The organism is Halobacteriovorax sp., from assembly GCF_048381875.1.
In the GTDB taxonomy this organism is placed as follows: Bacteria; Bdellovibrionota; Bacteriovoracia; order Bacteriovoracales; family Bacteriovoracaceae; genus Halobacteriovorax_A; species Halobacteriovorax_A vibrionivorans.
Window position 1 is genome coordinate 282,163 of record NZ_JBLXBP010000002.1, and the last position, 13,354, is coordinate 295,516.

A 13,354-nucleotide genomic window follows, 5' to 3' on the forward strand; every position below is an offset into this window, starting at 1 on the left:
ATTCTAGGTAACGACAAATACGTAATATATTTAGACTTTAGAGATGACTATTTTGATCGATATAGTCCACGATTTCACTGAGTTCAATATAAAGAGTTGACTCAACTTTCTCCTGCCCTACACCAGCGGCGAAGTGGAATCCAGCAAAACCAAGTTGCTTTGCTGCTTCAACTTCATCAAAAGCTTCAGAAATATAAAGGCTTGGATGGCGACCAGTTTCGTCTAGCGCCTTATTAAATATGTATGGCGCGGGCTTTAGCTCATCATTACTCATTGGAATGTAAACCTTATGAAAGATAGTAAGGTCAAATTGGTCTTGATCATTCCAATGGGCCTTTACATATTGATTGAGTGACTTAATTTTCTGATCGTAGGTTTCACCAAATGACTCAGGAATATTAGAAATAATAGCAACCTTAATACCCATTTCTTTTAAGGAGCGTATATACTCCAAAGCACCAGGATAATAGTGATAATTCCCACTTTCTTTTGTATTAACTATCGTATCCCCAAGGTCGAAGAAAACCCATCTTTCAGTTGTGGTGGTTTCTTGTGAATCAGAGGCAAAGTAGCCAATGGCCGCACATGAGATAATTGTAAAAAGAGAAAATAGAGTGATTTTTAGATTCTTTTTCATAATTAATTTTATCAAATCTACTTAATCTGTTCATGATATAGATCAGTAATATAAATTTAAATAAGAAATTCTAATAAAGAGTTTAATTCAATAAGAGTCGCATCAGAATCAAGACTCCAATTTTCTTTACTCTTTTCCATACGATCTTTTAATTCTTGGGCCTTTTTCTTAATTTTAAAAGTTTCGCCCTCTGATACAGAGTCCACCATACGCCATTTAAGCTCATCAAGAATATAATAGTAAGTCATTGGGCCTTCATCTCTGTCTAACTCCTGGTCAATAACAGTCATAAAGTCCCACCAATCATTCTTGCGATATCTTCTTGAGCTTGAATACATATTTATCCTTCTATTAATCTAGAAAATTTTACATTTTCCCTCTACGGAACTTAATTTTCTCGCTAGGTTCTCATTTATGCACCTACTAATGCCAAAAGATAATACCTGGAAAAAGTTCCTCAAAGATGAGGTCATGGATGAATTTTCCATCAAGAAGTCTCAAATCACAAGTCCTGATGGGCTACCGATTTTAGAAATTGATGAAAAAACACCATTAAGAAAGAGCTATCTTGGTCTTGCTCTGGACATTTTACCAGAAACCCAAACTATTCCAGCTGGAAGCATTGGAGAACAGAGCTCTTTGATAGTTAATCTTTTAAAGAAGAGTAATATTTCACAAACAGCCTATCAAGTCTTTAGTATTTCTAATAAGTACGGAGTCGTAACCAGTGGCCGCAGTGAATTATTATCTCAAAAACTTGCTAAGAATTTAAGAAAAGAAGGAATAAAGAGAGGAAAGTTTCATTTCAAAGACTGCCCACTTATTAAGGCCTGCATTTATCCTGATCGAAGCATAAAGGTTTCAGTTCTCGATAAAGTAAAAAGGCAAGAATATGATCATCTTCTTAGTCCATTCCCAGGTGGCTACACAACGATTACCGATGATAAGCAGGCACCATCAAGAGCATTTAAAAAACTTGTGGAAGCGCAACTCGTACTTGGAAAAGAGATAAAAGAAGATGAAACATTAGTAGATCTTGGAGCATGTCCAGGGGGATGGAGTTACGTTGCGCTCAATCAGGGAGCACAAGTCACATCAATTGATCGCTCTCCCCTAAGAGAAGACCTTATGCCAAAAGTGAACTTCAGCGCTGAAGATGCTTTCAAGTTTATGACTGAGGATGTTTTTGATTGGGTGGTTTCAGATATAATTTGTACTCCAGATAGAATTCTTGAATTAATAGAAACTTGGGCCACACCTCAAAAATGCAAAAACTTTGTCTTTACCATTAAGTTTAAAGGAAGTGACAGCTACGATATTCTCCAAAGCTTTAAAAAGAAATTACATAGCCTTGATTACGACTGTATTTTGAGACAGCTAAATGTAAATAAGAATGAAGTTATGGTTATGGGAACTCGGATCTAGACTCCCTTGATTTCGTGAGAGGGTGAAATCAAGGGAGCTAGGATGTCAACGAACACAATATGCTGAATCATTCAGCACACCTTTGAAAAGCTGGTAAATGACGATTTTGACTAACCCACTGTAAATTTTCAAATACTGCAATCAGATCAGGGTCATCGGCCAATTCAAAAATCTTATTATATAATTCAACATTGGCCATCTCTCCTATAATTGCGGCTTCACAGGCTTGTTGAATTGAATCATACCCAGGAACTCTCCCGTAGTATGAATCGTCTGGCACATCGACTCCATATTTTGCAAAGAAAGGAATTAGTGCATCAATATGTCTTTGTTCTGAATAAATAATTTTTGAAAATGGGCGAACTCTACCGAAGTCATCCAACACTCTAGAATAAATTGCACGTGCCTTATACTCGTCATCGAGTGCCATCATTAATGCCCTAACGTTATCAGCTTGGGCAAGGGAGAAGGAAGCAAAAAGCAAACTGAATATAAATACGAAAACATTCAACTTTTTCATGATCGAAACCTCCAAAAGGTATCCTCTTCCTCACTATTAAGATGATAGCAGTTTGATGAATGTCAATGGTGTGAAATTTGTAAAACTAAACTTTATTATCGTAAGAGTTTACATTTTACTGAGTATTTAATCTTTTCAAAACCTTCAGCACCAAACCATTCTACATATTGGCAGTAAATCGTTTCATGCAGTTTTGTGTCTTGATAATTCAAATACAATTCTTCTCCAATTGGTGTGGAGAAGAAAGGTACAAGAAATATAAATGTTATAATAAGAGTTAAGATGATTTTTAGCATTGGCCTATTGAACTTCCCAAATTGCTAAGGCCCACTCAGGATGATCAATGAATGGGTTTCTGTTTTTCTGATAACGACATGCTTGATCATTTCGATATCTTTCATGCTCACTAACAGGGTCTTGCTTATGCCACTTTAAAAGTGTTTTCAAAAACCATGTGCTATAAGTCTGATCTCTTGAACCATCTGTCATGTCATTATAACGAAAGCTTGGAATTCGACTTTCATAGCGAACAGCAAAGTAAAGCATTGCTCTAGCGATATCACCTTTGAACTCATCAATTGGCTCAAACACTGTACGGCGATATGCTGGATCTTTACTTCTTCCAAGTTTGGATCCATTTTCTGAAATCCATCTTGCTTCCCCGACTTCACCAAATGGGTACGAGCTTCTCATTCCATTCACTTTTCCATCTGATGGATAAACATGGAAAATATCTGTTTTCATTGGTCTTCTCTTACCAAATAGACCTTGTGGAAATAAATGTTCACGATTGTAACAGTCACCTTCGTTTCTGTATTGGCCACACTTCTTTTGACCGGCCCTAAATTTATAAGGGTCTCTTCCATTAGGATTTTCAGAATACATATCTAAAATTGTATTATCACCATCATATGTCTTATCACGATCAGATCTCGTATAAGCCTGGTGAAGATCATCATAAGAAAGACTACGATGTGTCCTTGTTAGAAGATTAGATAGTTTTGATTTGAACTCATAACCTGAAAGATGGGTTGGAAGTCCTGAGTAGAATTTACTTTGATCACAAGTTGCAAAAGTCATTCCTGAAATCAAAATCATTAAAGCCGCGATGTGTGTTTTTTTCATGGGAAAATGGTATCGGTCTTAAAACGTTAAAACAATGCAAAATATGAAAAAAATCTAATTAATAGTATTAGAATGGCCTTATGGCCCTCTATTAAACAGTCTTTAATTCCAATAACTTACATGCGCCTCGCGCAATTGTTTCGTTTATGAACTATACACTAAATAAAAATAATACAATCTGGCCATGATCCAGGCCTTTTTCCCTTATATTTAAGAAAACAATAACGAGAGAGAAAACCATGAAGCTTACTAAGCTTGCCTTAGCATTTTCACTATGTGCAATCAGTACACAGGCCTTTGCAGAAGTGACCAATATTGAAAAAGAGCTATATGCAGATCGCTCCCATGTGAAAACAAAAATTCAAATGGATAACGATAATCCTTTTTTAAACCTAATGCCTTCACTCTTCTACGTTGATGATGACCATGGCTACACACATGGGCTTGGCGCTGAAGTTGAAATATCACCAAGTGCTGACAATGCAATCATTAAAGAAAATGAAACATGGAAGATCGCTCTTTCATCTAAAATATACACAAAAGATTTCACACCAGAAGGTCAAGACCTCTTTCCAAATGATCCACAAGTATTTAATGAAGTAACAAAGCTTGATATTACTTGGGATGATATTCTCGATGCACAGATGTATGATAATAAGAGCTATATCCTAGTTGGTGCAGGGATTGGGAAATTCAATAATAGTGACGATGGTGGCTGGGGTGCTATCGGTCAGCAAAGAAGATGGCATGTTTATAAGCACAACAACTTAACGCCAGAAACAACTTCCATGTACGATAATCAATTAGGTGACACAAATGATGTCTTTGTCACGGCCAAAGCAGCAATTGGAAAGGTCGTTAAACTCGATACGAACCAATATGATTGTAAGTGTGAACTTGATCGAATTACATTAGAAACAGGTGTTGAACTTGTCAGTATCAGAAAAGGATCGCGTGTCTACTTCTTACTAGAGGCTAATAAAGTTTTAATTGAACGAGGAAGTCATCGTTTTGGAATGGAGTTATCTTTAGAAGGAAATGCTCATGGTGATGGAAACTTTGGAGGCGACGCTTACGGTGGAATTTACTATGACTATAGAGGCTTTAGGATTAAGACTGGATTCTCTCAAGGATATGGAGAAGAAAATGAAGAATTCTTCGAATATACTGACGATGATCCAATCTGGATGCTTAGTATTGAAAAAAGATTTTAATCACAAGACAAACAGCTATTTTTCACAGTCTCAATTAGGCCCGGATATTTCTTTTTAATATCTGGGTTTAAAAAGAGGTACTTCTTAACCCCTTCAGTTCGCTCACAAATAATCCCAGCTTCAATAAGCTTTTTAACATGATGTGAAAAAGTGGCCTTATTAACACAGTAATCAAACGAGCCGCATGTCATTTCTTTATCACCACAACCTTCTTCATAAATAATAAGCTGCTTTATGACCCCCATTCTTATAGGGTCACCTAGTGATTTGAATATCTTATCGAGTGTTATTTCTTGTTTTTCCATTGTTAGATAAAATTCTAACAAATTGCTTGATTTTTTTCAAGAGCGGGTCTATTGTTTGACAAACATCTAACTATAATTTTAGGAGTACATATGCCAGATTTATTTTCCCCAATAAAATTAGGTCACCTTAAACTAAAGAATCGTATCATCATGGCCCCTCTTACTCGTGCAAGAGCAGGAGTTGAAAGAGTCCCAAATGAACTTATGCTTGAATACTATACACAAAGAGCAGGAGCTGGGATGATCTTAACAGAGGCCACTGCCATAACAAAAAAAGCTGTTGGGTATGCCAACACACCAGGAATTTGGTCAAAAGAGCAAATTGCCGGCTGGAAGAAAATTACTCAAGCTGTTCAAGAGAAAGGTTCAAAAATCTTTATGCAACTTTGGCATGTTGGTAGAATTTCCCATCCAATGTTCTTAGACGGTGAATTACCTGTTGCTCCAAGTGCTATTAGGCCAGAGGGTCACGTCTCACAGGTTAGACCTATCACAAACTTTGAAACACCAAGAGCATTAGAGACAAAAGAAGTTAGGGCCATCATCCAAGACTATAAACAAGCGGCCATAAATGCTAAGGAAGCTGGATTTGACGGAGTAGAAATTCACGCTGCCAATGGTTACCTAATCGATCAATTCTTACAAGACTCAACAAATAAGAGAGATGATATATATGGAGGCTCAATTGAAAACAGAGTGCGTTTTTTGCTGGAAATCACAGATGAACTCATTGAAGTATGGGGCGCTGATCGCGTTGGCGTTCACCTTGCTCCTCGTTGCGATAGTCACGACATGGGTGACTCTGATCCCTTATCACTATTTAGCTATGTTGTAGAAGAACTCAATAAGAGAGACATTGCTTTTGTCTTCACACGTGATCCGCTTGATGATGGAAGTCTTTTTCCAAAATTAAAGAAACACTTTGATGGTGTCTTTATTGCCAATCAAAAGTTTACAAAAGAAACGGCACAAAAGGCCCTTAATGATGGAATTGCCGACGCTATTTCATTTGGTGTTCCATTCATTGCAAATCCTGATTTAGTAGAGCGATTTAAAAAAGATGCTCCTCTTAATGAGCCAGTCTTTGAAACATTCTATGGGCCAGATAAAGTTGGCTACACAGATTACCCAACACTAGAGGAATTATAATGCAGACAAAGCTATCATTATTAGACTTGGTCTTTGTAAATGAAGGCCAAGAACTAAGCGATGCATACAATGATTCTGTTAAGACAGCACAGGCCGTTGAGGAATTTGGATTTAATCGTATTTGGGTTGCTGAACATCACAATATGCCGGCCATTGCCAGTGCTGCAACTTCTGTTGTTATTGGATTACTTGCTGCCCAAACGAAAAAAATTAGAGTTGGAGCTGGTGGGATTATGCTTCCGAACCACTCTCCCCTAGTTATTGCTGAACAATTTGGAACTCTTGAAGCATTATATCCTGGACGAATTGATCTAGGCCTTGGGCGTGCTCCCGGTACTGATCAAATGACTGTTCAGGCCTTAAGAACTACGGCCCAAAGCTCAAACAACTTTCCTAAAGATGTCGTCGAGCTACAAAGACTCCTTTCAAAAGAAAGTGGTAATGATCCAATTGTGGCCACTCCAGGACACGCAAGCGAAGTTCCATTGTGGATTTTAGGTTCAAGCACATTTGGTGCGCAACTAGCAGCTCATTTAGGTCTTCCTTATGCTTTTGCTTCACACTTTGCACCTGATGCTCTTCAAGATGCACTAGATCTTTATCATGCTGGTTTTGAGCCTTCACCTCAACAAGAAAGGCCATATTTTATGTTAGGGGTAAATATTATTATCGCTGACACAGACGAAGAAGCACAATTTCTAGCAACAAGCCAACAGCAATCTTTTGCTAACCTTAGACGTGGAGTTAAAAAGAAATTCTCTCCTCCAATTGAAGATATCAATACTTATTGGTCTCCTGAAGAAGCGATGATGGCAAAGCATATGCTTCACTTCTCTTTTGTTGGATCGAAAGAGACCGTTAAGAAAAAACTAGAGACTTTTATCACTCGCTATCGACCTGATGAACTGATGGTCGTCACATCAATCTATGATGTTGAAAAACGAATTCGATCTCTTAAGTACTTATCTGATTTATAGGGTGCCATGCACCTTTTGTTTCGCCACTGCGAAACAAAAGGTGCATGGCACCGCCTTACCGCCTTAAAGTAAGTTTGGTAAGAATAAAACAACGGCCGGCCAATACGTCACTAAAAGCAATGTTAGCAGTAAAGCAATAATGAATGGCCAAATCTCTTTAACAAACTCACCTATTGTGACACCTGTAATGGAACAAGTCGTAAACATCATGGAGCCAAAAGGAGGCGTTACCCCACCAATCATAATATTAACGATGAGAACCGCGCCAAAATGAATTGGATCAATACCAAGCTGAGTCGCCACAGGAACAACAAGTGGCGCAATGATAATAAGAGCAGCACCACCCTCAAGAAACATCCCCATTGCTAATAAAAGTACATTCATAATAGCAAGCATAACGTATTTATTTTGAGTTAAGCTTAGTAGGACCTCTGTAAGTCGTTGAGGAATCTGTTCCCAATTTAAGTAATAACCAAATACAGAAGCCGATACAATAATAAGAACAACAGTTCCCGTTCCATAGATTGTATCTTTCATAATAGGGATAAAGTGTTCTTTCTTAAGTTCCTTATAGATGAAAATACCAATTAGGACAGATGCTAAGACGGCGATTGCTCCCGCTTCCGTTGGAGTGAATAGACCAAATCTTAGTCCTAGAATAACTCCAAATGGTAGCGCAAGAGACCACATTGAATCAATAAACTGCATGGCAATTTCTTTACTATTTGCTTTTATTTCACGTGTTGGCTTATAGCCACGTTTTTTTGAAATAATTGCCACTGTGATCATAAGTACGGCGGCCATAATTAGGCCAGGAGCATAACCAGCAGCAAACATTTTAGCTACTGAAACCTGAGCAATAAGTGCATATATAATAAGAACAATCCCAGGAGGGATGACTGGTGAGATAGCCGATGAAGCAGCAGTAATAGCAGCAGAGAATGCCTTACTATAGCCACGTTCTTGCATTTGTGGAACAAGGATCTTACTTTGCATGGCCGCATCAGCATTGGCAGAACCAGAAACGCCACCCATAAATGTAGAAAGAACAACATTAACTTGGGCCATGCCACCAGTTAGATGACCGGTAAGCACATCGGCCATTTGCATAAGCTTTGCACTAATTCCGGAGTAGTTCATAACAGATCCTGCCATGACAAAGAATGGGATTGCTAAGAGTGGAAATGATGCTGTAGCAGTAATAAACTTTTGTAAGACTAAGTCTGTTGGCATTCCTGCATCCATGAATGTGAAATAGAAAATCGATGCGCCAAATAGAGCAAAGGCAATTGGTAAGCTAGAAAAATAAAGAATGAAAACAATTGCTACAGGTAAGTATTCCATTATGCTCTCCTCCCCTTTACATCTTCAATTAAAAACTTAATGGAGTGAAAAGTGATAAGGCCAAAGCCAAAGATAAGAGCACTATTATAAACAGCTGAACTAATGCCTAGAACAGCTGTTGGTTTCTTATATGCAATAAATGTAAAGACAATACTTAAATAGAAGATGTAGCCGTTAATCAATATGGTAAGTAAGTGAGCAACAGTTCTAGCAACCTTTTCTTTTTCTGGTGAGAGTCTTACAATTAAAGCATCAATTCCTATATCCATTTTATTTTTATAGACGGCACTAGCACCAACAAAGACAGACCAAACAAAGCATATCGTTGAGACCTCTTCCGCCCAGTAAATACTGTAATTAAAAAGATATCGTAGGATGACATTCAAAATAACTAAGCAAACCATTATAATAAGAAAGCTTCCGCTAATAATTTCTTCAAAGTTTTTTAGAAATAATTTCATATGCGCTCTCTTATACTTTTAAGCTCATTTTGGATTTTATTATACATTTGAAGATTTACTCCTGGTAAGCTTTCAAATACATTCTTCGTTCTTTTCTCAAATGAAGCACGATCTATTTCATTAAATTTAACCCCATGAGACTCGAGTTTTTTAACAACACTTGAGTGTTTAGACTTTAAAAGATTAATCATTTCACGTGCCTCAAAGTCAAATTCATCTTGTATGATTTTTTGATACTTCACAGGAATCTTTGCCCAGACTTCCGTTGAAATATAAACACCACAGACACCTAAAAAGTGCTTTGTAAGTGCTACATTCTTTTTTCCTGTCTCATAGACTTTTGTACTAATATTTGTAAATTCCGATCCTTCAAGTCCATCGACAACACCCTGTTGAACTGCACTAAATGTCTCCCCCCAAGGAAGAGGTGTTGCTGTTGCCCCCATTGCATTTAAAGTCTCAATAAAGAGCTTACTTCCAGGAGTTCTAAGTTTTACTCCTTCTAAGTCCTCAGGGGTTCTTACAACCTTATCTGTAATAAGATTCCTAAATCCAAAAATATATTCAAGTGAAAGTATTTTAATTCCTTGTTTTTCTAATTTCTTGGCCCAATCCTTAACCATCTGTGTCTTTATCAGCTCAGTGTATTCATCATAGCTATTATAAAGCATTGGACCAACAAGGGCAGTGAACTCAGGAACATAGTCTCCAATATAAGAAGGGTCTTCCACAGAAATAAAATGGGCACCTCTAGCAACAAGCTCCACTCCATCTTTATAAGTTGCAATTTGGCCTTGGGGAAAAGTTAAAATTTTCACCGCTCCATTCGTTTTTTCATCAATTCGTTTAGCAACTTTATCCATTGAAAGAGTTAAGTCTTCTTTAGGGCTAAAGACATGACTTAAACGTAATTTTATTTTGAACTTTGATGGATCTTTTGTCTCAGATGGACGACAAGAAATTATGCATAGTAATGCACAGATGAAAATCAACTTCATATAAACTCTCTCATTGACGTTTATAAGATAATTATAACTTGTTTAGAGAGATTTCCAAGAGAGATTTAATAAAATAAGGAGATGCTTAGCATCCCCTTCATATATGAATTAAGCAAGTCTTCTGATGGTCTCTTTCATTGACTCTGTAGGACGACCGATTAATCTCGATAAATCCTTACTTTCAGAATAAAGTCCTCCTTTTGAGGCGCCAATTTCTGAGTCGGCCAACATATCCGCAATCACTTCAGGAAGACCAGCCTGAAGTAAAACGTCTCTATACTCATTTTGAGTCATATTCTTATAAGAAATATCTCTTCCATACTGCTCACCAATTAGAGCTGCAAATTCACTTAAGTTATAAGAAGTATCACCTGCTAATTCGTATACCTTACCAACATGGACATCATCTGTTAAAATACTTGCCGCGGCCAAGGCATAATCATTTCTTGGAGCTGATGATATCCTCCCCTCTCCAGCACAACCGAGAACAACAGAATGCTCTAATATGGTCGGAATTCCCATTGTGTAATTCTCTGAATACCAACCATTTCTCAAAATTGTAGTCTTAATATCAAGATCATTGATTAGCTTTTCAGTATCAATATGTTCTTTAGCAAGTCCTAATGGCGAATTATCTGCATCGAGAATGCTTGTATAGGCCAAATGTTTCACTGAAGAATCTCTTACAACATCAATGACATTTTGATGTTGAGGAAGTCTTTTTCCTATTTCACTTGATGAGATAAGTAGTAGTTTTTCAACGCCTTCTAAAGCAGATCTAAGACTATCAGGTTTCTCATAGTCTCCATACCTAACCTGTACGCCCTTCTTAGCAAATTCATCGAGCTTATGTGTTGAGCGTGCAATGGCAACAATCGACTTTGGTTTTACACCCTTATCTAATAAATTTTTTATAACGAGCTGACCGAGTTGGCCTGAAGCACCTGTTAAAGCGATCATATTTTCCTCCAATAAGTTTTAATAATAACGAACTGACCTCATTGATAATGAACCAAGTTCTAAACCTTCATAATCAAAAGTCATTTTATCTTCTTTTGAGCTAGCACCTAGAACGTATAAAAGAGGTAGGTAGTGCTCATCTGTTGGAATGCTAAATTTACCAGCTTGCGTCTTAAGAGCATCACTCACTAGCGGAGCATCTTCTCTTTTAAGAAGTTTATCTTTTACCCATTCGTCAAACTCGATGGCCCAGTCATGGCCTAAGTATCGATGCTCACGACTCATCATTCTTAAATTATGGACAATATTCCCACTTCCCATAATCATGACGCCTTCATCTCTTAAGAACCTTATCTTTTTTCCAAGTTCGTAGTGATATTCATATGACTGATTGCGATCGAGACTTAATTGAACAACTGGTATATCCGCTTCAGGAAAAACATGTTTTAAAACTGACCATGTTCCATGATCAAGACCCCACTGCTTCTCATCAATATTAACTCGAGGCTTTTTTATCACCTTAGCAATTTCATCAGCTAAGTTGGCATTTCCATCTGCAGGATATCGAACATCATATAATTCTTGTGGAAAACCATAGAAGTCATGAATAGTCTTTGGATGATCCATTCCGGTAACCCAAGTTCCTTCAGTTTCCCAATGGGCGGAGATCATAAGCACGGCCTTGGGCCTTGAATAATCACGACGTAGTCTCTTGCCTAACTTTTCTAAACTTTTTGTAAAGTCGTTACTTTCAATGGCATTCATAGGTGATCCATGACCTAAAAATATTGCTGGCATTCTTTCTTTTTTAGTTGTCATAAACTTTCTCCCAAGCACTGCTGATGCTAGGCCAAAAAGAATTCCTGTAATAGCTTGGCGTCTTCCAAGTTTCATCATAGCAGTCTCCTGGCCGGTGATAATCTTAATTATTACCAAAAATCACATGTTGCAAAAGACTACAAATATGCAACCCAGTGTTGCCACAAAGGAACGCTAAAAAAGAATGTAAAATATTGAAATAATAGGAAAAAAAAGAGAAGCCAAGAATAGGCCCCTCTTTTTAAATTCTTCTTAAATTAAGAAAGAGATTTAACTTGAACAGCACATGGACCTTTTTGTCCTTCACCTACTTCAAATTCAACTTTTTCGTCATCTCTAAGAGTGTTACCTTCAACACCTGAGATATGTACGAAAAGATCTTGTCCACCATCGTCTGGCTTAATAAATCCAAAACCTTTCTCATCATTAAAAAACTTTACTGTACCTGTAGCCATAATTTTCTCCTAGCTATTAAAATTTTGTTAGATCTGTGATCGAACTATATATCTTAAGTTCACCTGAACTTAAAAAACCATTTGCTATCCAAAATTGCTTATATTTTTTCTCGATTAAATAATCCACTCTCTCCCCCTTTGTAATAAGAAAGAAGTTGTAGTCATCAATACGAGTTACAAGTTCATCTAAGATGTCGGAAATATCTTGCATCTCACTGAAGTCATAAATAAAGTAAACCTGTGCCTTAGGTAGAACAAAGTCCTCTTCTAAAACATTCTCCAAAAGAATTTCGCAATTAAGTAATTCCATTCTCTCAAAGACGCGATTACCTTCTCTTTGTCTTTGTTTTAGAATTTCATATCCAATAAAGCGAGCTTCTGGAAAAATTGAGCTCATAACAAGCCCGATGCGGCCATAGCCAGCACCTATATCAACAATCTTGTCGATGTTGTAATCCTTTAATAAATAAAGGGCATCAAATAAATGATTATATGGAGTTTGCAATGCTTGAGGGTGTAACCCAATCCAAGTCTGTGTTCCATCGTAATGTTGCTTACGACTTGAATCATCTGCATCTTTATAATAAGCGCGGTACTTTTGAGAAAGCTTTTCTTCAATCTTTGTGATTTTATAACCTAGCTCACGATCAAGATTTTTGGCGTGAATGCGAGGGTGAATATTCTCATCAAGCATATATGTTCTAGGATTTCTCACCTTTTCACATAACAGCTCGGTCTTAGTTTGCGTCTTAATAATGAACTTACTCTAAATGTTTAATAGACAAATACTTTTAATTCTCTGCCGAGTTAATAATTTTGCACATCGAATTAAAATAGGAAGGAACTTTAAGATAAACAAGGAACTAACTATAAAAATCAAATACAATTAATTCCTTATACCGACTTTCTGCACACAGGGCAACAAATTAAAGTATTTAACGCGACTTACGGGTTATCTTTACACT

General features: G+C 37.1%; 17 protein-coding genes. 4 read left to right on the forward strand and 13 right to left on the reverse strand.

The features are described from left to right. Window positions 1-37: 37 nt before the first annotated feature. Entirely contained in the window at window positions 38-637 is a 600-nt protein-coding gene (locus ACN5L8_RS05565; RefSeq protein ID WP_419172542.1) for an HAD family hydrolase, read from the reverse strand. Between the two features lie 56 nt (window positions 638-693). Continuing rightward, window positions 694-975 carry a hypothetical protein gene (locus ACN5L8_RS05570; RefSeq protein ID WP_419172543.1) on the reverse strand — a complete coding sequence of 94 codons (282 nt, stop codon included), beginning with the start codon at window positions 973-975 and terminating at the stop codon, window positions 694-696. 76 nt (window positions 976-1,051) lie between these two features. Between ACN5L8_RS05570 and ACN5L8_RS05575 the strand changes: the two genes are divergently transcribed. After that, the gene (locus ACN5L8_RS05575) at window positions 1,052-2,062 is read left to right on the forward strand and encodes an SAM-dependent methyltransferase (protein WP_419172544.1); all 1,011 of its coding nucleotides are present in this window, start codon (window positions 1,052-1,054) and stop codon (window positions 2,060-2,062) included. A 67-nt stretch (window positions 2,063-2,129) separates the two neighbouring features. Here ACN5L8_RS05575 and ACN5L8_RS05580 read toward each other — a convergent pair whose 3' ends face one another. The 3 genes from ACN5L8_RS05580 to ACN5L8_RS05590 all read right to left on the reverse strand — a co-directional run bounded on the left by ACN5L8_RS05580 (window position 2,130) and on the right by ACN5L8_RS05590 (window position 3,707). After that, a complete protein-coding gene (locus tag ACN5L8_RS05580; RefSeq protein ID WP_120404399.1) occupies window positions 2,130-2,582 on the reverse strand; it encodes a ferritin-like domain-containing protein in 453 nt (150 codons plus the stop codon). Window positions 2,583-2,677: 95 nt separating this feature from the next. After that, entirely contained in the window at window positions 2,678-2,878 is a 201-nt protein-coding gene (locus ACN5L8_RS05585; RefSeq protein WP_115361129.1) for a hypothetical protein, read from the reverse strand. Between the two features lie 4 nt (window positions 2,879-2,882). Beyond that, a complete protein-coding gene (locus tag ACN5L8_RS05590) occupies window positions 2,883-3,707 on the reverse strand; it encodes an endonuclease (RefSeq protein WP_419168723.1) in 825 nt (274 codons plus the stop codon). Window positions 3,708-3,946: 239 nt separating this feature from the next. Between ACN5L8_RS05590 and ACN5L8_RS05595 the strand changes: the two genes are divergently transcribed. Beyond that, the gene (locus ACN5L8_RS05595) at window positions 3,947-4,921 is read left to right on the forward strand and encodes a hypothetical protein (RefSeq protein WP_419172545.1); all 975 of its coding nucleotides are present in this window, start codon (window positions 3,947-3,949) and stop codon (window positions 4,919-4,921) included. Here ACN5L8_RS05595 and ACN5L8_RS05600 read toward each other — a convergent pair. Then, on the reverse strand, window positions 4,918-5,226 hold the full coding sequence (locus ACN5L8_RS05600; protein WP_419172546.1) for an ArsR/SmtB family transcription factor: 309 nt from the start codon (window positions 5,224-5,226) through the stop codon (window positions 4,918-4,920). The genes ACN5L8_RS05595 and ACN5L8_RS05600 overlap by 4 nt on opposite strands. A gap of 90 nt (window positions 5,227-5,316) precedes the next feature. Here ACN5L8_RS05600 and ACN5L8_RS05605 point away from each other — a divergent pair, with 90 nt between their 5' ends. Together ACN5L8_RS05605 and ACN5L8_RS05610 are read left to right on the forward strand one after the other, a co-directional pair. Next, complete coding sequence (locus ACN5L8_RS05605; RefSeq protein WP_419172547.1) at window positions 5,317-6,375, forward strand: alkene reductase; 1,059 nt, start codon at window positions 5,317-5,319, stop codon at window positions 6,373-6,375. Beyond that, window positions 6,375-7,352, forward strand: coding sequence for an LLM class flavin-dependent oxidoreductase (locus tag ACN5L8_RS05610; protein ID WP_419172548.1), 978 nt, complete (start codon window positions 6,375-6,377; stop codon window positions 7,350-7,352). Before ACN5L8_RS05605 ends, ACN5L8_RS05610 begins: the two co-directional genes overlap by 1 nt. 63 nt (window positions 7,353-7,415) lie before the next feature. On the opposite strand, the gene ACN5L8_RS05615 is transcribed toward ACN5L8_RS05610, so the two are convergent. From ACN5L8_RS05615 to ACN5L8_RS05645, 7 genes are all read right to left on the reverse strand, one after another. Next, complete coding sequence (locus tag ACN5L8_RS05615; RefSeq protein WP_419172549.1) at window positions 7,416-8,696, reverse strand: TRAP transporter large permease; 1,281 nt, start codon at window positions 8,694-8,696, stop codon at window positions 7,416-7,418. Continuing rightward, window positions 8,696-9,157: a TRAP transporter small permease gene (locus ACN5L8_RS05620; RefSeq protein ID WP_419172550.1), complete on the reverse strand. Its 462-nt coding sequence runs from the start codon at window positions 9,155-9,157 to the stop codon at window positions 8,696-8,698. Before ACN5L8_RS05620 ends, ACN5L8_RS05615 begins: the two co-directional genes overlap by 1 nt. Continuing rightward, on the reverse strand, window positions 9,154-10,155 hold the full coding sequence (locus ACN5L8_RS05625; RefSeq protein WP_115361145.1) for a C4-dicarboxylate TRAP transporter substrate-binding protein: 1,002 nt from the start codon (window positions 10,153-10,155) through the stop codon (window positions 9,154-9,156). Before ACN5L8_RS05625 ends, ACN5L8_RS05620 begins: the two co-directional genes overlap by 4 nt. 108 nt (window positions 10,156-10,263) lie before the next feature. Next, window positions 10,264-11,115 carry an SDR family oxidoreductase gene (locus tag ACN5L8_RS05630; RefSeq protein ID WP_419172551.1) on the reverse strand — a complete coding sequence of 284 codons (852 nt, stop codon included), beginning with the start codon at window positions 11,113-11,115 and terminating at the stop codon, window positions 10,264-10,266. Window positions 11,116-11,133: 18 nt separating this feature from the next. Then, window positions 11,134-11,934, reverse strand: coding sequence for a 4,5-DOPA dioxygenase extradiol (gene ygiD / locus ACN5L8_RS05635; RefSeq protein WP_419172819.1), 801 nt, complete (start codon window positions 11,932-11,934; stop codon window positions 11,134-11,136). 257 nt (window positions 11,935-12,191) lie between these two features. Next, window positions 12,192-12,389, reverse strand: a complete 198-nt coding sequence (locus ACN5L8_RS05640) for a cold-shock protein (RefSeq protein ID WP_115361149.1) — start codon at window positions 12,387-12,389, stop codon at window positions 12,192-12,194. Between the two features lie 16 nt (window positions 12,390-12,405). Next, window positions 12,406-13,104: a hypothetical protein gene (locus tag ACN5L8_RS05645; protein ID WP_412474244.1), complete on the reverse strand. Its 699-nt coding sequence runs from the start codon at window positions 13,102-13,104 to the stop codon at window positions 12,406-12,408. Window positions 13,105-13,354 lie beyond the last annotated feature (250 nt).